Annotated in this window: 25 protein-coding genes and 1 other RNA gene; 14 read left to right on the top strand and 12 right to left on the bottom strand. The window is 30.9% G+C overall.

Annotated features, from left to right (window positions below; all coding sequences use genetic code 11):
- Positions 1-140 precede the first annotated feature (140 nt).
- The 4 genes from AB3G33_RS12650 to AB3G33_RS12635 are packed head-to-tail and all read left to right on the top strand — an operon-like array spanning position 141 to position 4,230.
- Entirely contained in the window at positions 141-626 is a 486-nt protein-coding gene (locus tag AB3G33_RS12650) for a histidine phosphatase family protein (RefSeq protein WP_367770066.1), read from the top strand.
- Positions 627-636: 10 nt separating this feature from the next.
- Positions 637-2,706: a polyphosphate kinase 1 gene (gene ppk1 / locus AB3G33_RS12645; protein ID WP_367753222.1), complete on the top strand. Its 2,070-nt coding sequence runs from the start codon at positions 637-639 to the stop codon at positions 2,704-2,706.
- A gap of 50 nt (positions 2,707-2,756) precedes the next feature.
- Positions 2,757-3,647 carry a Ppx/GppA phosphatase family protein gene (locus AB3G33_RS12640; protein ID WP_367753220.1) on the top strand — a complete coding sequence of 297 codons (891 nt, stop codon included), beginning with the start codon at positions 2,757-2,759 and terminating at the stop codon, positions 3,645-3,647.
- Positions 3,648-3,654: 7 nt separating this feature from the next.
- Complete coding sequence (locus tag AB3G33_RS12635) at positions 3,655-4,230, top strand: TMEM175 family protein (protein WP_367770063.1); 576 nt, start codon at positions 3,655-3,657, stop codon at positions 4,228-4,230.
- Between the two features lies 1 nt (position 4,231).
- Here the strand turns inward: AB3G33_RS12635 and AB3G33_RS12630 are convergent, their stop codons facing one another.
- Positions 4,232-4,522 (bottom strand): DNA polymerase III, encoded by a 291-nt coding sequence (locus AB3G33_RS12630; RefSeq protein ID WP_367753216.1) that lies wholly within the window; start codon positions 4,520-4,522, stop codon positions 4,232-4,234.
- A 67-nt stretch (positions 4,523-4,589) separates the two neighbouring features.
- On the opposite strand from AB3G33_RS12630, the gene AB3G33_RS12625 reads away from it, so the two are divergent.
- Positions 4,590-4,853: a hypothetical protein gene (locus AB3G33_RS12625; RefSeq protein WP_367770060.1), complete on the top strand. Its 264-nt coding sequence runs from the start codon at positions 4,590-4,592 to the stop codon at positions 4,851-4,853.
- Positions 4,854-4,881: 28 nt separating this feature from the next.
- Here AB3G33_RS12625 and dnaX read toward each other — a convergent pair whose 3' ends face one another.
- The 4 genes from dnaX to AB3G33_RS12605 form a co-directional block, all read right to left on the bottom strand.
- Entirely contained in the window at positions 4,882-5,967 is a 1,086-nt protein-coding gene (gene dnaX / locus AB3G33_RS12620) for a DNA polymerase III subunit gamma/tau (protein WP_367770057.1), read from the bottom strand.
- A gap of 98 nt (positions 5,968-6,065) precedes the next feature.
- Positions 6,066-7,181, bottom strand: a complete 1,116-nt coding sequence (locus tag AB3G33_RS12615; RefSeq protein WP_367770055.1) for a class I SAM-dependent methyltransferase — start codon at positions 7,179-7,181, stop codon at positions 6,066-6,068.
- 100 nt (positions 7,182-7,281) lie between these two features.
- A complete protein-coding gene (locus AB3G33_RS12610) occupies positions 7,282-7,581 on the bottom strand; it encodes a hypothetical protein (RefSeq protein ID WP_367770052.1) in 300 nt (99 codons plus the stop codon).
- Positions 7,582-7,620: 39 nt separating this feature from the next.
- A complete protein-coding gene (locus AB3G33_RS12605; protein WP_367770049.1) occupies positions 7,621-7,932 on the bottom strand; it encodes a hypothetical protein in 312 nt (103 codons plus the stop codon).
- A 116-nt stretch (positions 7,933-8,048) separates the two neighbouring features.
- On the opposite strand from AB3G33_RS12605, the gene rnpB reads away from it, so the two are divergent.
- Both rnpB and AB3G33_RS12595 read left to right on the top strand, forming a co-directional pair.
- An RNA gene (gene rnpB / locus AB3G33_RS12600) (RNase P RNA component class A) lies at positions 8,049-8,368 on the top strand.
- A gap of 125 nt (positions 8,369-8,493) precedes the next feature.
- Positions 8,494-9,432: a ketopantoate reductase family protein gene (locus AB3G33_RS12595; protein ID WP_367770046.1), complete on the top strand. Its 939-nt coding sequence runs from the start codon at positions 8,494-8,496 to the stop codon at positions 9,430-9,432.
- Positions 9,433-9,506: 74 nt separating this feature from the next.
- Here AB3G33_RS12595 and AB3G33_RS12590 read toward each other — a convergent pair whose 3' ends face one another.
- Together AB3G33_RS12590 and AB3G33_RS12585 are read right to left on the bottom strand one after the other, a co-directional pair.
- Positions 9,507-10,100, bottom strand: a complete 594-nt coding sequence (locus tag AB3G33_RS12590; protein WP_367770043.1) for an RsmD family RNA methyltransferase — start codon at positions 10,098-10,100, stop codon at positions 9,507-9,509.
- A complete protein-coding gene (locus AB3G33_RS12585) occupies positions 10,097-10,918 on the bottom strand; it encodes a DUF3822 family protein (RefSeq protein ID WP_367770040.1) in 822 nt (273 codons plus the stop codon). Before AB3G33_RS12585 ends, AB3G33_RS12590 begins: the two co-directional genes overlap by 4 nt.
- A 153-nt stretch (positions 10,919-11,071) precedes the next feature.
- Here AB3G33_RS12585 and AB3G33_RS12580 point away from each other — a divergent pair, with 153 nt between their 5' ends.
- On the top strand, positions 11,072-12,493 hold the full coding sequence (locus AB3G33_RS12580) for an ATP-dependent RecD-like DNA helicase (protein ID WP_367770037.1): 1,422 nt from the start codon (positions 11,072-11,074) through the stop codon (positions 12,491-12,493).
- A 13-nt stretch (positions 12,494-12,506) separates the two neighbouring features.
- Here AB3G33_RS12580 and AB3G33_RS12575 read toward each other — a convergent pair whose 3' ends face one another.
- Positions 12,507-12,869: a winged helix-turn-helix transcriptional regulator gene (locus tag AB3G33_RS12575; protein ID WP_367753196.1), complete on the bottom strand. Its 363-nt coding sequence runs from the start codon at positions 12,867-12,869 to the stop codon at positions 12,507-12,509.
- A gap of 118 nt (positions 12,870-12,987) precedes the next feature.
- Here AB3G33_RS12575 and AB3G33_RS12570 point away from each other — a divergent pair, with 118 nt between their 5' ends.
- The 3 genes from AB3G33_RS12570 to kdsB all read left to right on the top strand — a co-directional run bounded on the left by AB3G33_RS12570 (position 12,988) and on the right by kdsB (position 15,614).
- Positions 12,988-13,866, top strand: coding sequence for an SDR family oxidoreductase (locus AB3G33_RS12570; RefSeq protein ID WP_367770034.1), 879 nt, complete (start codon positions 12,988-12,990; stop codon positions 13,864-13,866).
- A gap of 121 nt (positions 13,867-13,987) precedes the next feature.
- Complete coding sequence (gene ygiD, locus AB3G33_RS12565) at positions 13,988-14,818, top strand: 4,5-DOPA dioxygenase extradiol (RefSeq protein WP_367770031.1); 831 nt, start codon at positions 13,988-13,990, stop codon at positions 14,816-14,818.
- A 70-nt stretch (positions 14,819-14,888) separates the two neighbouring features.
- A complete protein-coding gene (gene kdsB, locus AB3G33_RS12560; RefSeq protein WP_367770028.1) occupies positions 14,889-15,614 on the top strand; it encodes a 3-deoxy-manno-octulosonate cytidylyltransferase in 726 nt (241 codons plus the stop codon).
- Here kdsB and AB3G33_RS12555 read toward each other — a convergent pair whose 3' ends face one another.
- The 3 genes from AB3G33_RS12555 to AB3G33_RS12545 form a co-directional block, all read right to left on the bottom strand.
- Complete coding sequence (locus tag AB3G33_RS12555) at positions 15,615-16,325, bottom strand: potassium channel family protein (protein ID WP_367753189.1); 711 nt, start codon at positions 16,323-16,325, stop codon at positions 15,615-15,617.
- A gap of 149 nt (positions 16,326-16,474) precedes the next feature.
- The gene (locus tag AB3G33_RS12550) at positions 16,475-18,352 is read right to left on the bottom strand and encodes a glycoside hydrolase family 3 protein (protein ID WP_367770025.1); all 1,878 of its coding nucleotides are present in this window, start codon (positions 18,350-18,352) and stop codon (positions 16,475-16,477) included.
- 126 nt (positions 18,353-18,478) lie between these two features.
- Complete coding sequence (locus tag AB3G33_RS12545; RefSeq protein WP_367770023.1) at positions 18,479-19,144, bottom strand: spermidine synthase; 666 nt, start codon at positions 19,142-19,144, stop codon at positions 18,479-18,481.
- Between the two features lie 61 nt (positions 19,145-19,205).
- On the opposite strand from AB3G33_RS12545, the gene AB3G33_RS12540 reads away from it, so the two are divergent.
- Positions 19,206-19,757: a 1-acyl-sn-glycerol-3-phosphate acyltransferase gene (locus AB3G33_RS12540; protein ID WP_367770021.1), complete on the top strand. Its 552-nt coding sequence runs from the start codon at positions 19,206-19,208 to the stop codon at positions 19,755-19,757.
- 34 nt (positions 19,758-19,791) lie between these two features.
- Here the strand turns inward: AB3G33_RS12540 and AB3G33_RS12535 are convergent, their stop codons facing one another.
- Complete coding sequence (locus tag AB3G33_RS12535; RefSeq protein ID WP_367770018.1) at positions 19,792-20,241, bottom strand: helix-turn-helix domain-containing protein; 450 nt, start codon at positions 20,239-20,241, stop codon at positions 19,792-19,794.
- A gap of 310 nt (positions 20,242-20,551) precedes the next feature.
- On the opposite strand from AB3G33_RS12535, the gene AB3G33_RS12530 reads away from it, so the two are divergent.
- Both AB3G33_RS12530 and AB3G33_RS12525 read left to right on the top strand, forming a co-directional pair.
- Entirely contained in the window at positions 20,552-21,706 is a 1,155-nt protein-coding gene (locus AB3G33_RS12530) for a M14 metallopeptidase family protein (protein WP_367770016.1), read from the top strand.
- Between the two features lie 77 nt (positions 21,707-21,783).
- The gene (locus AB3G33_RS12525) at positions 21,784-22,263 is read left to right on the top strand and encodes an Lrp/AsnC family transcriptional regulator (RefSeq protein ID WP_007139244.1); all 480 of its coding nucleotides are present in this window, start codon (positions 21,784-21,786) and stop codon (positions 22,261-22,263) included.
- The last annotated feature ends 28 nt before the right edge of the window (positions 22,264-22,291 follow it).

Genomic DNA, 22,291 nt, shown 5'->3' with positions numbered 1-22,291 from the left:
TAATTGTGATTACTTGTTTTTTTTTAATACAAAAGTGATTTTAAGAATATTTTAAAAGGAATAATGTTTAATAACTATATATATTGTATCTTTCTATTTCGGTTAAAATATTTAAGAAATTAATCAGAAAGATTGAGAATATGAAAAATCTAATATTAATAAGACATGCTAAATCAAATTGGGATGCACCTCTAAAAGATATCGATAGACCATTAGATCAAAGGGGTTACAAAGATGCCCATTTGGTATCTTTAAATATAATTAACGACTTGCCCAAAACATTTATCATTTGGAGTAGTATAGCAAAACGGGCATCAGATACCGCTGTAATTTTTGCTCAAAACGTATTATATCCTATGGAAAGTATTGTATATAAAGATACACTATACACTTTTGATGAAAGACAATTAGAAAAAATAGTTAAATCTTGCAGTAATTCTTATGATAGTTTGATTCTTTTTGGACATAATGCCGCAATTACAAATTTTGTTAATAAATTTGGGGATGTTTTTATAGATAATGTTCCTACAGCAGGTTTTGTATCTTTGCAATTTGATACAGATTATTGGGAAAAAATAAAAAAAGGTAAAACGAAAAAAATAATAGCTCCAAAAGATTTAAAATAAAATTAATATAGTGTTAGATCAAAAATATATAGATAGAGAAAAAAGTTGGTTAGCTTTTAATGCCAGAGTACTACAAGAAGCAGCAGACGATTCAGTACCACTTTTAGATAGATTGCGATTTTTAGGAATTTTTTCCAATAATTTAGACGAATTTTTTAGAGTTCGATTTGCAGCAATACGAAGATTGAGTCTTTCTGGCAAATCTGGAGAAAAAATTCTTGGAGGTATCTCAGCTCAACAATTAGTAAAAGATATTACTGAAATAGTAATTGAACATCAAACAGAAAGTCTACTTATACTTAAAGGAATCGAAAATGAACTTGAAAATGAAAACATTTTTATTATAAATGAAAATGAAATTTCAGTTGAACAGGAGATATTTCTAAAAGATTTTTTTATTCAAAAGTTGAGTCCTGAGTTAGTAACTATTATTTTAAATGATTTAGCTGAATTTCCATTGTTGAAAGATAATTTAGGTTATTTGGCTATAAAATTAGTAATGAATACAGATGCGGAAGTTCGTTATGCAATTATCGAAATTCCAAAAACAATGAATCGCTTCGTTGTTTTACCTTCAAACGATGAAAAACAATATGTTATTTTAATTGATGATGTCATTCGACATAATTTAAAAAGTATTTTTAACATTTTTGATTATGAGAGTGTATCAGCTCATATGATAAAAATCAGTCGAGATGCACAATTGGATATTGATAGTGACTTGAGTAAAAGTATGTTAGAGAAAATTTCAACTAGTGTAAAAGACAGAAGAATTGGTGAACCAGTTCGTTTTATTTATGATCAATTAATAGAAAAAGATACCTTACAGTTTTTTTTAGATAAAATGAAAATTGTTTCCACTGATAGTATTATACCAGGAGGAAGATACCATAATAGAAGGGATTATATGAATTTTCCAAACCTTGGAAGATTTGATTTATTATACAAAACAAATGTTCCTTTACCTATTCCGGGATTAAGCATAGAAGGAAGTATATTAGAAAAAATAAGTAAAAAAGATTATTTGCTAAATGCACCTTATCAATCTTTTTCATATCTCACAAAATTTTTGAGAGAAGCGGCGCTAGATCCTAAAGTTACCTCTATTAAAATTACACTTTACCGACTGGCTAAAAATTCTCAAATTATTAGCTCTCTTATTAATGCTGCAAAAAATGGAAAGAAAGTAACAGTACAAATTGAGTTGCAAGCTCGCTTTGACGAGGCTTCTAATATTTCCTACGCAGAGCAAATGCAACAGGAAGGAATCAATCTTATTTTTGGAATTAAAGGACTGAAAGTACACAGCAAAATCTGCGTGATCGAAAGAAACGAAAAAGGAAAAACAAAACGATATGGGTTTATTTCAACTGGAAATTTTAACGAGTCAACTGCTAAAGTTTATACTGATGTAACTTTATTCACGAGTCATCAACAAATTTTGAAAGATATTTCGAAAGTATTTGAATTTTTTGACATCAATTATAGAATTCATCGTTATAAGCATCTTATTGTTTCACCGCATTACACACGTACTCGATTTTATAAATTAATAGATAGAGAAATTTCCCATGCTCTCGCTGGGAGAAAAACATATATAAAGCTAAAAATGAATAGTTTGTCTGATTTTGGAATGATTGATAAACTATATGAAGCAAGTAATGCAGGAGTGAAAATTCAACTAGAAGTCAGAGGAATTTGTTCTTTAATACCTGGTGTTAAAGGAATGAGTGCTAATATTGAAGCGATTAGTATTGTTGATAATTATTTAGAACATTCTAGAATTTATATTTTTGGTAATGGAGGGCAAACGGAGGTTTATATATCTTCAGCTGATTTTATGACACGAAATTTAGACGGTAGGGTCGAAGTAACTTGCCCAATTTATGATCAAGAAATTAAAAATGAATTGATTGATAATTTTGATTTAGGTTGGAAAGGAAATGTAAAAGCGCGCTACCATTCTGATAAATTAGATAATAAATATAGAGAAAGAAATGGTGCCCCAATATTTAGAGCACAAATTGAAACGTATAAATACTACCAAAGAAAAGTAGATTTATTAGAAGAGACATTTTAATAAATTACTTTTTTAGTACCGTTTTGAAAAATAAAAATTCATAAGAGAGAATGATTAAGATAAAAAAATATGCTGCAATCGATATTGGATCAAATGCCATGCGATTATTGATTGTTAATATTGTTGAACAAGAGGGTAAAGAAGCTCAATTTAATAAGAGCTCATTAGTTCGTGTGCCAATTCGTTTAGGACAAGATGCTTTTACAGTTGGTGAAATTTCCGAAGAGAATATCGAAAGGATGTGTGATGCAATGAAGGCATTTAATCTTTTAATGAAAGTGCATAAGGTGCAGTCTTATAAAGCGTTTGCCACATCAGCAATGAGAGAAGCTTATAATGGAAAAGAAGTGGTAGAAGTTATTAAAGAAAAAGCAGATATTAATATTGAAATTATTGATGGTAAAAAAGAAGCCGCAATTATAGCATCGACAGATTTACATCACTTATTAAAAACGGATCAAACGTATCTTTTTGTTGATGTTGGTGGTGGAAGTACTGAATTCACGTTATTTTCTAATGGTAAGATGGTAAATTCCAGATCATTTAAGGCTGGTACTGTTCGGTTATTAAATAATATGGTTTGTGATGTTGTTTGGGAAGAAATTGAAAAATGGATTAGAACAAATACGGCTGATTATGAGGAAGTAACTCTTATTGGATCTGGTGGGAATATCAATAAATTATTTAAAATGTCGGGTAAAACGCAAGAGAAACCTTTATCATACATTTATATAAATTCTCAATATGCTTTTTTGAATTCATTAACTTATGAGCAAAGAATTTCTGAATTAGGTTTAAACCCTGATCGTGCTGATGTAATTATTCCTGCAGTTAGAATTTATCTTAATGCAATGAAGTGGAGTGGGGCAAGACAGATTTATGTGCCTAAAATTGGACTTTCAGATGGAATTGTAAAAGCAATGTATTATGAAAAAATATAACTAAAATATGAATAAAAATAGATTAGAAGCTTTTAGTGACGGTGTTTTAGCAATTATCATTACTATTATGATTTTAGAAATCAAAGCACCTGAAGGAAAAGAATTTCAGGATTTAATCTCTGTTTATCCAAAATTTTTAAGTTATGTTTTAAGTTTTTTATATATAGGTATTTATTGGAACAATCACCATCATTTACTTCAAGGGCTTACAAAAGTTAACGGTAAAATGTTATGGGCAAATTTACATTTACTTTTTTGGTTGTCCTTAATTCCATTTTCAACAGCTTGGATGGGAGAAAATTATTTTTCTAAGTCAACAATGACCTTATACGGGATTATTCTAATGTTTTCAGCAATAGCTTTTAATCTATTGCAAACGTGTATTGTAAAGACGGAAGGAGTAGATTCTTTAGTAGGGAAAGCTACTAAAAATGACCTAAAAGGAAAGTTGTCAATCGTTTTATATATTTTGGGAATTATTATTTCCTTTTTTAACCAATGGATTTCGGGAGTGATTTATTTAATTGTGGCATTTATTTGGTTAGTACCTGATACTCGTATTGAAAAGAGTTTAATAAAATAAATTAGGCATTTAAATCCAAACCAAAAGTAGTTCTTAGTAGTTCTATATTAGGATTTATTTCATGTAACCTATTGTAACGATCTTGATCGTTAAAGCTTTTATTACTAGTAATACTTTCATTAACTATCACTTCTATAGATAGGTCATGATTGTGTAAATGACTTCTTAAATACCCTAAGAGTCCATTTTTCTCACTTTCAAAATCTAATTTCGAACCTTCATTTGGTAATTCAAAATGTATTGTAGTGGATCCATTCAAAACGGGGTCATTGATAAGTAATATTGATTCCATTATTTTAAATCCTTTGTCACCCAGTCGTTTGGCGTATTTTGTCCATTGAATTAACATTTCTGTTTCAGTGAAAGTTTCTGTAGGTAAATGCACTGACTCTTTTAAAAAGGACTTACTGCTTTCTTCTAAAGCTTTTTTGGCTCGAATACTAGATAGTGAAAAGGCTGAAATTTTTGGTTCATCTGAATTTGATTCAATAATTCTTGTAGAAGAACTTGGAGAAATAATATTTTCTGGTTCTGTGCTTACTGCAACTTCAATTGTATTCGTAACAGGAATTTCAGCTGTTTTAACTGGTTCAGTAGCTTTAGTATTATCAGCTATCGAATAATCATTTTTTCTAAAATAAGTTGGCGGAATTATAAAGGACTCAACTTTTTTTTTTCTCCATCAAAAGTGATAGAGGCTAGTTGCATCAAACAAAGTTCTACAAGTAAGCGTTGATTTTGACTTAGCTTGTATTTTAAATCACAGTCATTTGCAATAGCAATTCCTTTTAATAAAAAGTCTTGACTGCATTTTTTAGCCTGTAAACCGTACATTTTTTGAGCTTGTTCACCTACTTCTAATAACGATAGAGTTGATGGGTTTTTGCTTACTAATAAATCTCTAAAATGAGAAGCTAATCCAGATACAAAATGATGGCTATCAAATCCTTTTGAAAGAATTTCATTGAACGCCATTAGTAAATCAGGAATTTTATTTTCAAGTATTAAATCAGTAACTGTAATATAAGTTTCGTAGTCAAGAACATTTAAATTTTCAGTAACTGCTTGACGAGTTAAGTTTGCACCACAATAAGAAACTACTCTGTCAAAAATAGACAAAGCATCACGCATGGCGCCATCTGCTTTTTGAGCGATGATATGTAATGCATCGTCTTCGTAAACGACACCTTGATTCGTAGCTACTTCTGCAAGATGTTCTTTAGCATCTTTTACTGTTATTCTTTTGAAATCAAATATTTGACAACGCGATAAAATCGTTGGAATAATTTTATGTTTTTCAGTAGTTGCCAAAATAAAAATAGCGTGCTTTGGTGGCTCTTCTAATGTTTTTAAGAAAGCATTAAATGCAGCTGATGATAACATGTGCACCTCATCAATAATATAAACTTTATATTTCCCAGTTTGTGGGGGAATGCGAACTTGGTCAATTAAATTTCTAATATCATCAACAGAGTTATTTGAAGCAGCATCCAATTCGAAGACATTAAAAGCAAAATCTTCATTTGGGTCATCATAACCAGGTTGATTTATTTTTCGAGCGAGGATTCTAGCACAAGTAGTTTTACCAACACCACGAGGTCCAGTAAATAAAAGAGCAGAGGCTAGATGATTGCTTTCTATGGCATTCAATAGTGTATTGGTAATGGCTTTTTGTCCAACAACATCATTAAATGTTTGTGGACGATATTTACGAGCCGATACTACAAATTGTTCCATATAAATTTTATTCGATAGCAAATATAGGTAATGCGATTATATTATGAAAAGGATAATTTACTTAATTCAAAATTAAATATAGATTATGAAAAAGGGACTTATTCAATAGTTTTAATTACTGAAGTTTTTGCAAATTTTAATCCTGATAAAGAGTTTTGGTTTATTCCTTTTTGTTGAATTAATACTTTAAATTTCATTCCCATCGCCATCAATAATCCGTAATTAATATAGGATTCATGAATTTTTACTTGACTTTTACATAAGGGATTGTTTAAGGCTCTGTTTTGGTATTCTTTAATGCCAAGTGCTCTTAAAAAATTGGTTTGATCAATCATTCCACAATAATTAATTCCATATTTTAAACCCCAACGGCCAAGTGCCGAAAAATTAGTATGTGACGTAATATCTTGATAACCTATAAGTTGGTATGGATTTTCATTTTTTTGATGTTTGTTATAGCATAATAATGTGCCACTGCTTCTCGCATTTCGATATAGATCAGAAGAGAAAGAGCCATAATCAATTGTAATAATATATCCTTTATTTAGAAATTGTGAAACTTCCTTTATCCATGCTATTGCCTCCAGATTAATTTCTGTTCGATATCCTTTTGGAAGTACTACTTTTAAAGTTTTTAGGTACTCTTTAAGCTCCTTTTTAGCTGGCTGTAGCACTTCGATAAATCCATTGTCATAATCTACAAATACTTCTTTAAGTTCTTCGTCCATTATTACTTGATGAACTGAAAAATTATCAATAACTTCATTGGATAAGATACAGCCATTTATATCTGGAATTGTTTTTATAGAATTGTGCCAAGTTACTTTTTCAATTAAATATTTCTTTTCAACAGCACGCATGCTCTCACTTTTTTCTATTATGCAATAGCTTAAGTGTTTGTATAATTTGGTGTTGTTTTTTAAATAATGTAAAATATCCCGACATAAAAGCCCCGTTCCTGCTCCGTATTCAATAATTTTAAAGGGCTTTCTATCCAGTATTTCCCACATTTCTTCTATTTGCCGGCCTATCATTGCACCAAAAGATTCAGAAAGATTTGCACTGGTATAAAAATCTCCGTCTTGTCCAATTTTATTTTTCTTTGAATTGTAATAACCTAATTCTGGAAAATACAAAGCCATCTCCATAAAATCCCGAAAGGATAATGGACCCTCATTTTTAATTCGATTAATTATTATCTCTGTAAGTATCATCAAAATTCGATTAAATCTAGTTTGAAATATAGCTTTGAAAAAAATAATTATTTGGGGACGAATAGTTGAAAAATTATAAGTAGGAAATGATTTAAGAAACTTATTTATTTTTATTCACGATTGTTAGTTTTATTAATATTTGGGCGGCCTCGCTAACAGAATTGGCTGAAAATCCAGATACATATACTCCTTTTGTACCTGATTGAGATTTAATACCATATACTATAGCTTCATCATCAGGATTTGAATCTCCTTCATAGCGGTAAATGTGAATAATTTCATGTTGATTTGGATTTTTTACAATTTCCTCCTCATGGATATTAAAATCATAGGTAAATCCTTTTTCATTTAATTCATTTAAAGCTTTTGAAACAGAAGCATAATGGTACATATTTTTCATATTTTTATCTTAATTTATTTTTTAGAATATTTTTCATAGTTAAATCCTGCATTGTTGATCATTTTCATCAACACATAATTTTGATAATATTTGTGCCACTTTGCTATCAGAATTTGCGGAAAATCCAGCAACAAATACCCCTTTTTTTCCTGAAGTGGATTTAATGCCGTAAACCACAGCTTCGTCTCCAGGATCCGAATCTCCTTCATAGCGGTAGATGTGTTTGATTTCGTAATTATGAGGTTTTTTTGCAATAGCATCCTCATGAATATTAAAGTCATAAGTAAACCCCATTTCATTCAAATTATCTAAAGCTTCAGAAACGGTCGAATAATGATAGGTTGGTTTCATGATATTAGAATTTTTTCAACTTAAAGGTAACTGTTTTATAATTAAGAAATTGCAAAAGTGTTGTTAAAGTAACGATTCTAAAATAGCAAAGCATGAATAAAAAAATGTAAATTTGCCCAGCAGACCGCCTTATCGTCGTTCCGATTTTTCGGAAGGGAGGAAAGTCCGGACACCTTAGAGAAGCATAGCGGGTAATACCCGTCGGTTCGAGTAATCGGATTAGGACAAGTGCAACAGAAAGTATGTACAGGTAATGCTGTAGTGAAACCAGGTAAACTCTATGCGGTGAAATATCAAGTATATCAGCATTTAAGGGCTTCTCGTCCGTTGTTGAAGGGTAGATAGCTTGAGTCTCGTAGTAATGCGAGATCTAGATAAATGATAAGGGTCCCGATTTATCGGGATACAGAATCCGGCTTATAGGTCTGTTATTTTTATTAAAAGATTTAATAAATCAAAGATTGTGAAATCTAAAAGAGAACCATTAAGAAATTCAGTTATATTAAGTCTAAAGACTTGATTTCTAAATTTCTTAATGGTTTAATTTTTTAAATAGTGGTTATGAAAACAAGAATAGGTATATTAGGTTTGGGTGGAGTAGGTGGCTATTTTGGTGGACTTTTGGCGAAAGCCTATGCTGAATCAGATCAAATTGAGATTGTATTTATCGCACGCGGGGAAACTCAAAAAGCTATAGCGCGATCTGGCTTAAAAATTGTTTCGGATGACAATGAAATGATTGTTTTTCCAAGCATAGTATCTAATGATCCTGCAATAATAGGAAAATTAGATTACCTCATTTGTGCTACAAAAACGTATGATATTGAAGAGAGTCTTCTTGCGCTTCAAAAGTGCATTACAAAAAACACCGTTTTTCTACCTTTGTACAATGGTGTTGATGCGCCAGAAAGAATTAGTATCCTTTATCCTGATAATGTTGTTTTAGAAGGTTGTGTTTATATCGTTTCGATGATTAATGCTCCTGGTGAAATTACAAAAATAGGGGCGTACGAAAAATTATTTTTTGGATCTAGAACAGCCTCTATTTCTAAACTGAAAGCCTTACAATCCATTTTTAAAAAGGCAACGATAGAGAGTTATTTAGTAGACAACATTGAAGAAACGGTTTGGGAAAAATTTATTTTCATATCCGCATTAGCATCAGCTACTTCTTATTTGAACCAAAATGTAGGTGAAATTCTAAGTACCGATTCTAGCCGAAAATTATATGTTGGTCTTCTCAATGAAATCACGCTGATTGCCGCTGTTAAAGGATTGGAATTACCTAATGACATTATTATGCAAACTATTTTAAAATTAGAAAAAACACCACATAGCGCTACGTCTTCGATGCATCGTGATGTATTGGCTGGACGTAAATTTGAATTGGCATCTTTGACTCAATTTGTAGTGGAACAAGGATTGAAATATGAAGTAGAAACACCAAATTATAAAATGGTTTTAGATAAATTATCGGTAGTTTTAGATTTTAATATTTAAGATTTTTTTTCCTATACTAAAAAAGAAAATGCCTTGCAATTGCAAGGCATTTTCTTTTTGTAAATCTTATCTGATTATTCTTCTTCCCCGTCGTTTTCAAATAAATCCTCGTCTAACTCCTCGTCAGATGATGGTAATTCGAAGAAACTGAAAATAGATCCGCCATAACTTTTCTTAAATGAAAAATGAATTAGATGATCTAGTTTAGTATATTTTGAATGCTCAATAACCATCATTCCGTCTTGATTCAAACTGTTTTTTTCAAAAACAAGCAGCACAATTCTATCGAATGTAGCTTGGTCTAAAGCATAAGGTGGATCGGCAAAAATAATATCAAAAGTGGCATTGTTTCTTTCTAAAAATTTAAAGACATCACTTTTCGTAGCTGCAATATTAAAATCGTATTCAGCGGCTGTTTGTTTAATGAATTTCACGCAACCAAAATCCCCGTCAACTGAGGTAATTGGGGAACTTCCTCTAGAAGCAAATTCGTAGCTTATATTACCTGTTCCAGCGAATAAGTCCAATACTTTCAATCCTTCAAAACTAAAATGGTTATTTAAAACATTGAATAAAGCTTCCTTAGACATATCGGTTGTAGGGCGAACGGGTAATCCTTTTGGTGGATTTATGCGTCTTCCTTTGTATTTTCCTGAAATGATTCTCATGAGTTGAAAAGTATATAATGATTTCTGTTTTCGGCCTCAGAAAAATAATTGTTCCATCGTAAAGCCTCAACGTCTACTAAAGCAACGTTGCGGATATATTTATATGCTATTTTGAAAAATTCACTTTCTGTATCAATATCTCCTATTAATTCCAATAAGAATTTTTCTGGATTCATATTCAATTGTTCTGCAGTAAATAAAACGTAATAAATAAAATCTTCGGGTGTTTGGTAATCAAAGGAGTTGAATAATAACATCTTTTGATTTTGAATAACAATAATTTCAAAATGGCCTTTATTAAAATGAACGGTCATTTTTTTATCGTCAATATTTTTGGATGCATCCAAAAGGGTAGTGATCAAAATACTATTCGCATGCTTATAATCAAAAGCACCAAATTTGTCAATAAAAAAATTATTCATATTCACATAAGGAATATAGACACAGTTGATTTGATAATTGCTAATTTCATCGAAAGCGAAAAAATCAGTTTTAAAAACTTTTGTATTATACTGTAAATAACTACCTATAAAATTCTCATCGAATAAGGGTTCAGGAACAAATGTGGAAAGATTGTTGTTGTGTATAATGAGCACATCATCATAGCTGTCATTCAATTCAGGATATTCCTGAAAAGCATTCGAAAATAAATCTTCAATTTGTATTCCTTTATGGAAACTGTCAAAATGAACTTCATTAAAAGAAGTTATGGTATTGTTTAATGTATCAAAACAACAAAAAGAAAGTCCAGTCAAGGAAACTTGAATAGACAGTTTTTTATATTTCTTTTCGGTAATATTCGTATTTTGTGTAGACATAAACTTTTTTGAAACCCAATCTAAATATGGAATTTTGAATCGATTAAATGCAATTGCAAACTTACAATTTTTTTTGATTCTAATGGGATTTAATGTGATTCACCGGAATTTCATCCTTATATTTGAAGTTCATTTTACAATAACAAAGCCCAGATGAATTCTTCCTTGTTCTATAGCCTTTTACGAAAACAGTTTCCTTTTGCTCCTACATACAATCAGGATATTTTTTTTCAAAAAATCGCCATTTTTTTAACGGATACGCACAATGACACTATTTTTGTACTTAAAGGATATGCTGGAACTGGAAAAACGACTGTGATTTCTACTATTGTAAATAACCTATTAGAAATTAACAAAAAGTACGTTTTACTGGCGCCTACAGGTCGTGCTGCCAAAGTAATTGCTAATTATTCGAACAAGCCTGCTTTTACGATTCATAAAAAAATATATTTTCCAAAGAAATCTTCGGGAGGTGGAGTGTCGTTTACTTTGCAACCCAATAAACATAAAAACACCATATTTATAGTCGATGAAGCTTCTATGATTTCGGATACGAATTCCGATTCTAAAATGTATGAAAACGGATCGTTACTAGACGATTTGATTTCTTATGTCTATTCAGGAGCCAACTGTAAAATGATACTCTTGGGAGATACCGCACAATTGCCACCGGTAAATTTAGATATTAGTCCCGCATTAGACATTCATACTTTAAGCATCAATTACAATAAAGAAGTCGAGCATATTGAACTCAATGAAGTAATGCGTCAGGAAGAAGGTTCCGGTATTTTATATAATGCTACGGAGCTTCGTACTTTATTGGAAGATTCTTTTATAACCGATTTTAAATTTGATGTCAAAAAATTCAAAGATATTGTTCGGTTAACAGATGGATATGACATTCAAGATGCCATTAATTCTGCATATAGTAATTATAGTATTGAAGATACGGCTTTCATTGTTCGGTCGAATAAAAGGGCCAATCAATACAACGAACAAATACGAACCAAAATTCTCGATAAGGAAAGTGAGTTGTCTACAGGTGACTTTTTAATGGTAGTAAAGAATAATTATTTTTGGCTAAAAGATTCAGATGAAGCTGGTTTTATTGCCAATGGTGATATTATTGAAGTGCTGGAGATTTTTAAAATTCAAGAATTATACGGTTTTAAGTTTGCCAAAGTAAAAATACGAATGGTCGATTACCCAAATCAAATTCCGTTTGAAACCGTTTTATTATTAGACACTATAAAAAGCGAATCTCCATCTTTAACGTATGAGGAATCCAATAGATTGTATCAAGAAGTATTGAAAGATTACGAAGGAGAAACTAAATACAAGCAGTTCCAAAAAGTAAAAGCCAATGAATATTTCAACGGATTACAAGTAAAGTTCTCATATGCCATAACCTGCCATAAGTCACAAGGAGGGCAGTGGGATACGGTTTTTATTGAACAACCTTATTTACCTAATGGAATAGATAGTGATTACATTCGATGGTTGTATACGGCAATTACAAGAGCAAAGAGCAAGTTGTATTTGATTGGGTTTAAAGATGAGAATTTTGTCGAATAGATAATATTGAGGTCTACTTTTCCGCAAGTACTGTTTCCCTATGTTGCAAACCCCATTCTAGCATTTTATCTAAAACATCACCTAAGGATTTAGCTGATTCTGTTAATTCATATTCAACTGCTATTGGTATCGTATCATAAACAGTACGTTTCACCATTCCGTTCATTTCTAGATCTTTCAATTCCTTAGATAACATTCGTGGTGTGATTTTAGGAATATTGCGCAGTATATCAGTAAATCGTCTTTTTTCAAATAGTAATGACCCAATAATAGGTAGTTTCCATTTTCCACTAATGACATTCAAAGTATCATTTACAGCCAATACAAACTGAATTGGACATGCTTTTACATCTTTAAAGCTTATTTTATTTTCCATAGCTCCTTATTTTACTGATAGTATACTAAAGTATATCGATATACTTTAGTATATCACTATACTTTAAGAAGCAAAGGTAGTTATCTTTGTATTAGAAATAATATAAATACAAAAAATAATGAATACAAAAATTTTGGTCACAGGAGCGACAGGTAATTTCGGAAAAACAACAATTGATTTTTTGTTGAAAAAAGAAATTGCAGTCTCCAATATTTCAGCCCTAGTTAGAGACGAAGGCAAAGCAGCTGATTTGAAAGCAAAAGGAATTACATTAAAAATAGGGGATTACGATAATTATGAATCGTTGTTAGCTGCATTTCAAGGAATTGATAAATTATTATTGGTTTCAGGAACTGATTTAGCTAATCGTAGTAAACAACAGTTAGCTGCTGTAAAAGCGGCCAAAGAAGCAGGAGTGAAGCATATTTTGTATACTAGTTTTGAACGTAAAAATGAATCTGATAGCTCTCCAATTGCCTTTTTGGCCAAATCACATATTGATACGGATAATGCTATTAAGGCAAGCGGAATGAAGTATACTATTTTTAGAAATAATTTATACCTAGATGTTTTACCTATGTTTTTAGGTGAGAAAGTTTTAGATACTGGAATTTATTTTCCAGCAGGTGAAACTGCTGCTGCATATGTATCTAGAAATGATTTAGCTGAAGCTGTTGCTACTGTTTTAATAACTGAGGGTCATGAGAATAAAGAATACGGGATGAATAATGTCGAAAATTATTCGATGCAAGAAATTGCAGATACTCTAAGTAAAATTACAAATACTACTGTAAATTATATAAGTCCTGACCCTAAAGATTACGAAGCTGTTTTGACTCAGGCAGGAGTTCCAGGGGAATATATTGGAATGTTTGTAGGTTTTGCCGAAGCGATAAAGCAAGGTGAGTTTCAAGCAGAATCTTCGGACTTAGAAAAATTGTTAGGAAGAAAACCGATCACATTAGAAGCTTTTTTGAAACAAGTTTATTCAAAATAAAAATATAGATTTTTTTGATTTATAAAAAATGGGCAATTTAATTTGTCCATTTTTTTATAAAATGAATCTTTATAAAAGAAAAGATTTTTACATTTAATGATTATTAGGACAATTACTTGATATGAATACTTTAAACGACTTACATAAAATTTCTAGTTCTTTTTCGAATACCGAAAAAATGCCTGTCTTATTTTTAGGACACGGGAGTCCAATGAATGCAATTGAAGAAAATGAGTTTGTAGCCAATTTTAGAAATTTAGCCAAAACATTACCAGAACCCAATGCTATTTTGTGTATTTCGGCACATTGGTTTACTAATGGCACAAAGGTTACTGCAATGGAAATGCCAAGAACAATTCACGATTTTGGAGGTTTCCCTCAAGCATTATTTGATGTGCAGTATCCTGCAAAAGGAAGTCCTGAACTAGCAGTAGAAACTACCAAATTATTGCTTCCCACCGAAGTGGAACTTGACGAACATTGGGGATTAGATCATGGTGCTTGGAGTGTAATTAAACATTTATATCCAGATGCTCATGTTCCTGTAATTCAGTTGAGTATTGATTATACTAAACCAGGGAAATATCATTTTGAATTGGCTCAAAAACTCAGCGCTTTGCGTACTAAAGGCGTTTTGATAATTGGAAGTGGAAATATAGTTCATAATTTAAGATTGGTTGATTTTCAGAATTTCCATAGAGATGATTATGGTTACGATTGGGCGATTGAAGCAAGAGCTACAATAAATGATTATTTGCTAGATGGAGACTTTCAACCGCTTATTGATTTTGAAAAACAAAGCAAAGCCTTTCAATTAGCGATACCTACACCAGACCATTATTTGCCTTTGATTTATACTTTAGGACTAAAAGGAAAAACCGAAGAATTAAGTTTGTTTAATAATAAACTTTTAGCGGGTTCGTTGAGTATGACTTCGGTTAAGATTTTATAAAATAAAACTTATATTTGGCGCACTAAATTAACTTTGTATTTTAGCGCCTTCATGGCAAAATAATAATAAAATGAAAATAATAGCAGTCATTCCCGCCCGTTACGCGTCAACTCGATTTCCAGCTAAATTAATGCAGGACTTGGGAGGCAAAACGGTAATTTTAAGAACATATGAAGCAGCCATCAATACCAATTTATTTGATGATGTATTTGTAGTAACCGATTCAGATTTAATTTTTGATGAAATTGTTGCTCATGGCGGTAAAGCGATTCGTAGTATCAATGAACACGAGTCGGGGAGTGATCGAATTGCTGAAGCTGTTGAAAATCTAGATGTAGATATCGTAATAAATGTGCAAGGTGATGAACCATTTATTGATGCGGAACCTTTGGCAAAAGTGATTGAAGTATTTAAAAATGATTTGGATAAAAAAGTAGATTTGGCATCCTTAATGCGCGAAATTACTATTGAAGATGAAATTAACAATCCCAATAATGTAAAAGTAGTTACCGATCAAAATCAATTTGCTTTGTACTTCTCGCGTTCAGTAATTCCTTATCCAAGAGAGAAAAATGTAGGTGTGCGCTATATGCAACACATAGGAATTTATGCTTTTAGAAAACAAGCGTTGTTAGATTTTTATAGTTTACCTATGATGGCATTAGAAGCATCTGAAAAACTGGAACAACTTCGCTATTTGGAATTTGGTAAACGCATAAAAATGGTAGAAACTACCCATGTTGGAATTGGTATTGACACCTTGGAAGACTTAGAAAAAGCTAGGAAAATGTTGTAATTAGGCATCGTTATCTTGGTCAAAATACCCTTTAGACTTTATTTTAGTAGAGAAAAAATTCAAAAATAGTACTACATATAATAGTACCAAAAGAGATTGCATACTCACCAAAAACTTACCAAAGGTTTTAACAGGATAGTAGTCGCCAAATCCTATGGTTGATGATGTTACAGTACTAAAATAAATAGCATCAAACCAATGATGAAAAGGTCTATTTAAATAATTATCGCAAGTATATAAAACGGCAAAAGCAAATACCATTTCTAAATAATTAAAGAAAAGTAACAACATTGATCTTTTGTAAGAACGCGGTTTTGAAAATAAATCGGAAGCAAAAATCAAGGTTGGGATATACAAAACGGTTTCTAGCATTACATAAACCATAATGCCAAGAAGTAACGGGTTCGTTTGCCATTCATTCATTAAAATAGTAAGAGGAAGTGCTACCTTAAGCAAAACATAAAAATCAACAGCCAAATCTTCATATTCAGCCCCTTTTTTAGAAACTAAATATTTGATATAAATACCAGGAAAAAACAATTGAGAGGAGGAAAGAAACAAGCGCACAATTTTTTCAATTCCATTGTCATCCTGATGGTCGTTGTTCCAGATTGCATTTATATTTTGAATTCGTTTTTGAATAGGATTAAATTTTGGTTTTCCCATTTTGGCTACATTTCCTAAAAGTAGTTTCCGTACCGTTTTTTTCATCCAAATTTAGTTTTACTGTTCCTACCGAAAGTACAAAATAATTAGTTTAGATTCCATCTTTAACGTGTTGAATTAAAATCAAAAAAAATGCTTCATATTTATAGAGAAGCATTTTTTAGAAACATAATTAACTAACAACAATTAAAAATCTAATAACTCAATCCAAAACCAAAATGGTATAAAGGATCTTTAGAGTCATAAGGCACATCTTCTTTTTGATTTCTTACCGCTTCCATCGAAGACGGAAGCTCAAAAGGTAATTTTCCTTCGGGTTTAGCATTTCCAAAAATCACATCCAATAAGGCTGCATCGCTAGCGCCATAATTTCCAAAAACACCTTTGGCTGCAGCATTAATCTCAGGAAAAACAGCAGGACGATCTAAGTAAATATCAACAATAGTAGGAACTGTTTTACAAAGTGTAATTACGTCTTCTAGGTCTTTTCCTTTAAAATCTAAATCTCCGTGATGAAACCCTTTGGCAAAAGGATTATCAGTTTCTAATGGTACCCATGGAGTATTCAAGCGTATAATAGCAACATCTGCTTGTTCAGGAAGTGCTACAATAAGTCCATATTTAGAAGCTATTTTAGGATCAATATTTTTTACATAAATCTTCAATTTTGCCACAGCAATTAACGGAAGTTTAATGTCATTTTTTAATAAAGTCATAGAACGACGTTGTGTTTCGTCACCTAATTTTCTAAAATCGGCACGACCTACAATTTGGGTTGCTTTTTCTACATCAACGTATGGATTATCAAATAAACCTAAAGTAAATTTTTGTCTCAACAAACGTCTGATAGATTGGTCAATACGAGACTCTTTTATTTGTCCTTCTTTAACTAATTCAACTATATATTGCGGGCAATTTTCTCCACCAAATTGATCACAACCAGCTTCAATTATTTTTTTTACCCGTTCTTTTTCACTAAGGTTTTCAACCCCCCAAGCACGTGCCGGCCATACAACAGGACCCATTTGAGTATCAGTCACTAAACCCCAATCAGTACAAACTACACCATCGTATTTGTATTTATCACGTAAAAGTCGTGTAATAATGTCTTTGTTATAAGAGAAACCTACATTCTCAGAAGTTTGTTCCATTGGCACACCATAATAAGGCATAATTGCAGCTGTATGTGCATCGAAAGCCGCTTCGAATGGAATTAAATGATAATTGAAATTATTACCTGGATATACTTGTCCTTTTTGATATTGAAAATGAGGATCAAGTCCTTCTTTTTGAGGACCTCCACCAGAAAAGTGCTTGGTCATAGTTGCTACACTGTTTACATCTAATTTGTTTCCTTGAAAACCCAAAATGTACGCTTTAATCATTCGAGCAGAAAGATTGGCATCTTCTCCAAAAGTCCCACTAACACGAGGCCAACGCGGTTCCGTTGCTAAATCAGCCATAGGATGTAACGCTTCACGAATTCCAACAGCTAGGTATTCTTGACGTGCAATATCACCAAACTTTTGCATTAATTGAGTGTCATTAATTGCTGCAAAACCAAGTTGTTCAGGCCATTGTGAAAATCCATTTGCTTCCATAGCGAAAACATTATTACTAAAATAATGACGAGGATCTGATGCAATTGTTACTGGAATTCCAAGACGAGTACCTTCGGCTACTTTTTGAATGGCATTGTAGCCCATAGCTATTTCTTTAACATTGGGTGCTTGCCAATAATTAAAGTGATTCATTTTTTTATTTTCAATCAATTCACGAGGAGAAGGAAGCCGAGCTGCCATACCAGTTGCACCTTCTTTTTTATCAATAGTACCATCGGTGTTAATTAGCGTTCCGTTAATAAACATCATCCCTGCTTTTTCTTCTATATTCATTAAAGAAATCAAATTACTGATTCTTTTTTCGATAGGAAGTTTTATATTTTCATAAGGATCCATTTTTCCGTTTTTGTTTAAATCACGGTATTTAGGTGGATCAATAAAGGACATTAATGAAATACTAGATAAAACTGTTAATGTCAAAACAGATTTTTGAATATTTATTTTTTTCATGGCACAAATAATTGACTTTTAGTTATACTAATTTATATGTGTTAGTATGACGCAAAGTACATTTAATTATTATAATAACAAAAAAAATATTAATTTTTTTATGTATCAATAAAAAGAAAGTAAAACTTATAATAATTTCTCGATAACAATTAATTCATTATGATTTTCTACTCTAGGAATGGATTTGATTTTAAAATGAATAGTATCAAATTCTGCAATGTACTTTTCATTTCTTACGTTATCTTTTTTGTTTAAAAGCATTGTATTGAAAAGAGCAAATCCTTTACTGTTTAAGAGGAAACATATTCTATCAATAAAAAAAGATTCAAATAAAAAATTAGGCATTGTTGTATCTTGGAAGATGTCAATAATAATCAAATCATATTTATTTTTTGTTTTTAATACAAATTCAAATGCATCATCAATAATGATTTCAAGTTGGTCAATTTTATCTAGGTTAAAATATTGATTGGCTATATTAATTATATCCGAATCGATTTCGACGCCTGTAATTTTACCTTTGTATTCGATTTCATCAACTAATGTTTTTATAACGCTACCTCCAGCTACGCCTAGAACTAACACATGATCCATGGGAATTATGTTGTCAAAGCCAATTGTTTTCAGGCCCAATCTTAAAATGCGCTGTAAACTTCCATACGAATAGTTTGTGTTTTTCGAATCTAAAACTAATTCTCCATTAGCCCATGTAACTTCTAGTGATTTGCTTAAGGGAGATTTTTTTGTATGAATTTTTATAGGAATAATATAACTCAATATTTTTTTCAGCATCAATTGCAGTTTTTATCTAAATTAGTTTAAAATTATATACTTTGCACAAAATTACGTAGGAATGAAGAAACAAATATATAAATGGATATTTTTCAAGCTTATGGGCTGGAGAATTGTTGGCAGTATAGATGCAAATATAAAAAAGTGTGTGATGATGGTAATGCCACATACAAGCGCACATGATTTTTACTTAGGGATATTCACAAGAGGAATAACTGGTTTAGATATGAATTGGGTAGGTAAGAAAGAATTATTTCGTTTTCCTTTTGGTTATTATTTTAGATATATGGGAGGGGAACCTTTAGACAGATCTGGAGGATTAAATAAAGTTGATTCAATTGCTGCTATTTTTGAAAGAAGAAAAACGTTTCGATTAGCAGTTGCTCCTGAAGGGACACGTAAAAAAGTAAGCGAACTTAGAACAGGTTTTTATTATATAGCTTTAAAAGCAAATGTTCCAATAATTCCAGTCACATTTGATTTTGGAAAAAAAGAAGTCAATTTAGGCTTACCATTGATGCCGACAGGAAATTTAGAGGTAGATATTGAAATTCTAAAAACACACTTTATTGGAGTAGAAGGGAAAAATCCAGAATATGGATTTAAAATGTAATTGATGCTTTTGTAATTTTCAAAATACAAATTATTTATTGGGGTTTGAAAATTTTAAAAGTTCCATCTTTATAAAAAAACACGATTTTATCCACATCTCCAGAAATGATTTCACTTTCAACATTTGGGAAACTTTCTTTATCATTTTCATTTTGAGAAAATAAGTTTTCAGGAATTGAAGATTCAGTTGCTGGAGTAGGACTATTTAGCTTTAATTCTGAAGTTGCGCTATTTTCAACTACTAGATCTTTATCTCCATTTTTTGGAAAACTTCCTTTTCCATTTAAAATCCAATACAAATCTACATCAGGATAGACTTCTAAAATTTTCAAAATAAAATCAAGACTTGGTTTGTTTCTTCCTGAGAGAAGGTGGGATAGACTAGATCTCTGTACACCAATTTTATCTGCAAATGTGGAGGCATTAATACTATAATAATCAAGTATAATTTCTAAGCGTTTAACAAAATCTTCCGTGTTTACCATTGTAAATTCATGTTCTAATTAGTAGGATTACAAATGTAAATAAAAAAGAGCTAAAAGACAATATTACATATGTAAATAGTAATAAATTGTATTTTAAAAGCAAACTAATACATTATATAAGTTAGTATAAATTACTGATTATAAGTTTGTATAATTTAAATTTAACACAAGTGACAAATGTTAATTATAGACAATTAAATCAGGAATCAAACACCAACAAAGCTGTTTACAATTATAAAATAAAGGTGAATTCACAAGTTTACTTTTGTAAAAATAAAGTTGTTTACTTTTGTAAATTAAATATTATACTATGGATTTAGAACAATTATTCGTTGAAAATAAAGAAGCATCTATTGAAGGTAGGTATCTGACTTTAGAATCAATTGAGCCTTTATTAAATAAATTAAATTCGAAAAACCAACTTTCTATTATAGGAAAATCGGTTCTTGAAAAACCAATTTATAAATACCAAATTGGAAATGGAGATACCAAAATATTTCTATGGTCTCAGATGCATGGAAACGAAAGTACCACTACAAAGGCATTATTTGATTTTCTTAACTTATTAAATAGCAGAACTGATCTTGCTGAAAAATTGCTTTCTACTTTTACTTTTTATGCCATACCTATTCTGAATCCTGATGGTGCTAAGTTGTATACACGTGTAAATGCTAATTCAATTGATTTAAATAGAGATTCCCAAGATCTTTCCCAACCAGAAAGTAGGGTGCTTAGAGAGGCATTTATGTCTTTTAAGCCAGACTATTGTTTTAATCTTCATGATCAACGTACAATTTTTGGAGTAAGTGACACGGGTAAAGTAGCTACAGTATCTTTTTTAGCACCATCCTATAATGAAGAACGAGATATAAATGACTCTCGACTTAAGGCAATTAATCTTATTGCAGGTATTAATTCTGTATTGCAACAATATATACCTAATCAAGTAGGGAGATTCGACGATTCTTTTAATATAAATTGCATTGGCGATACGTTTCAGTCATTAGGAGTTCCAACTTTGTTGTTTGAAGCTGGGCATTTTAGCAATGATTATAATAGAGAAGAAACTAGAAAATACATTTTCATAGCGTTACTTTCGAGTTTTACGATACTTTGCGAAAACGATATAGTTATCAATAGAATTAATAATTATTTGAACATTCCTCAAAATAAACCCGTTTTTTATGATTTTATATATAAAAATGTCAAAATAAATTATGATGGTATTGAAAAAATAACGAATTTTGCTGCACAATACAAAGAAGAATTAATTGAAAATAAAATTTATTTTAATGCTTATATTGTAGAAATTGGCGAGTTGAAAGGTTATTACGGTCATTTTGAGTATGATGCTAAAGGTGCAGCGTATAAAGATGATTTAGATAATTTTCCGAAATTAAATCAAAAAGCTGATTTTTATTTAGATAAAAGCTTGAAATTTGTTAACGGATTGATAAAAAAATAATATTTTTAGTCTTTTTGTTGTTTTTATGTATATTTTTATACTTTGTTATAGCGAGTAATAATATTAATTAAAGAAATATGAGTAAGTTCCGTTTAGATGAAGTAGATCATCAGATTTTGGATATGTTGATCGATAATACAAGAGTTCCTTTTACAGATATTGCAAAAAAATTGTTGATTTCTGCAGGAACAGTTCATGTTAGGGTAAAAAAGATGGAAGACGCTGGAATTATAATGGGGTCTTCATTAGTACTTGATTATGATAAATTAGGCTATTCTTTCATTGCTTATGTAGGTGTTTTTCTTAATAATACATCACAGACCAAGTTTGTTTTACAACGTATCAATGAAATTCCATTTGTTACAGTAGCTTCTGTGACTACGGGAAAATTTAATATATTTTGCAAAATTAGAGCAAAAGATACCAAGCATGCAAAAGATGTTATTTTTATGATTGACGATATTGATGGTGTTTACAGAACCGAAACTATGATTTCACTTGAAGAAAGTATCAATGATAAAAAACGCTTAATGCATACTATTTTTAAAAATATGTAATTAAACTTGAATGCTATATTTTAAATAT

Source organism: Flavobacterium sp. WC2421 (assembly GCF_040822115.1).
In the GTDB taxonomy this organism is placed as follows: Bacteria; Bacteroidota; Bacteroidia; order Flavobacteriales; family Flavobacteriaceae; genus Flavobacterium.
The sequence above is the reverse complement of the archived record's forward strand: the minus strand, read 5'-3'. Positions and strand labels throughout refer to the sequence as shown.

Coding starts and splice junctions, on each gene's coding strand:
- AB3G33_RS12650 (WP_367770066.1), top strand. CDS start 141: ATGAAAAATCTAATATTAATAAGACATGCTAAATCAAATTGGGATGCA.
- AB3G33_RS12640 (WP_367753220.1), top strand. CDS start 2,757: ATGATTAAGATAAAAAAATATGCTGCAATCGATATTGGATCAAATGCC.
- AB3G33_RS12635 (WP_367770063.1), top strand. CDS start 3,655: ATGAATAAAAATAGATTAGAAGCTTTTAGTGACGGTGTTTTAGCAATT.
- AB3G33_RS12630 (WP_367753216.1), bottom strand. CDS start 4,522: ATGGAATCAATATTACTTATCAATGACCCCGTTTTGAATGGATCCACT.
- dnaX (WP_367770057.1), bottom strand. CDS start 5,967: ATGGAACAATTTGTAGTATCGGCTCGTAAATATCGTCCACAAACATTT.
- AB3G33_RS12615 (WP_367770055.1), bottom strand. CDS start 7,181: ATGATACTTACAGAGATAATAATTAATCGAATTAAAAATGAGGGTCCA.
- AB3G33_RS12610 (WP_367770052.1), bottom strand. CDS start 7,581: ATGAAAAATATGTACCATTATGCTTCTGTTTCAAAAGCTTTAAATGAA.
- AB3G33_RS12605 (WP_367770049.1), bottom strand. CDS start 7,932: ATGAAACCAACCTATCATTATTCGACCGTTTCTGAAGCTTTAGATAAT.
- AB3G33_RS12595 (WP_367770046.1), top strand. CDS start 8,494: ATGAAAACAAGAATAGGTATATTAGGTTTGGGTGGAGTAGGTGGCTAT.
- AB3G33_RS12590 (WP_367770043.1), bottom strand. CDS start 10,100: ATGAGAATCATTTCAGGAAAATACAAAGGAAGACGCATAAATCCACCA.
- AB3G33_RS12585 (WP_367770040.1), bottom strand. CDS start 10,918: ATGTCTACACAAAATACGAATATTACCGAAAAGAAATATAAAAAACTG.
- AB3G33_RS12580 (WP_367770037.1), top strand. CDS start 11,072: ATGAATTCTTCCTTGTTCTATAGCCTTTTACGAAAACAGTTTCCTTTT.
- AB3G33_RS12575 (WP_367753196.1), bottom strand. CDS start 12,869: ATGGAAAATAAAATAAGCTTTAAAGATGTAAAAGCATGTCCAATTCAG.
- AB3G33_RS12570 (WP_367770034.1), top strand. CDS start 12,988: ATGAATACAAAAATTTTGGTCACAGGAGCGACAGGTAATTTCGGAAAA.
- ygiD (WP_367770031.1), top strand. CDS start 13,988: ATGAATACTTTAAACGACTTACATAAAATTTCTAGTTCTTTTTCGAAT.
- kdsB (WP_367770028.1), top strand. CDS start 14,889: ATGAAAATAATAGCAGTCATTCCCGCCCGTTACGCGTCAACTCGATTT.
- AB3G33_RS12555 (WP_367753189.1), bottom strand. CDS start 16,325: ATGAAAAAAACGGTACGGAAACTACTTTTAGGAAATGTAGCCAAAATG.
- AB3G33_RS12550 (WP_367770025.1), bottom strand. CDS start 18,352: ATGAAAAAAATAAATATTCAAAAATCTGTTTTGACATTAACAGTTTTA.
- AB3G33_RS12545 (WP_367770023.1), bottom strand. CDS start 19,144: ATGCTGAAAAAAATATTGAGTTATATTATTCCTATAAAAATTCATACA.
- AB3G33_RS12540 (WP_367770021.1), top strand. CDS start 19,206: ATGAAGAAACAAATATATAAATGGATATTTTTCAAGCTTATGGGCTGG.
- AB3G33_RS12535 (WP_367770018.1), bottom strand. CDS start 20,241: ATGGTAAACACGGAAGATTTTGTTAAACGCTTAGAAATTATACTTGAT.
- AB3G33_RS12530 (WP_367770016.1), top strand. CDS start 20,552: ATGGATTTAGAACAATTATTCGTTGAAAATAAAGAAGCATCTATTGAA.
- AB3G33_RS12525 (WP_007139244.1), top strand. CDS start 21,784: ATGAGTAAGTTCCGTTTAGATGAAGTAGATCATCAGATTTTGGATATG.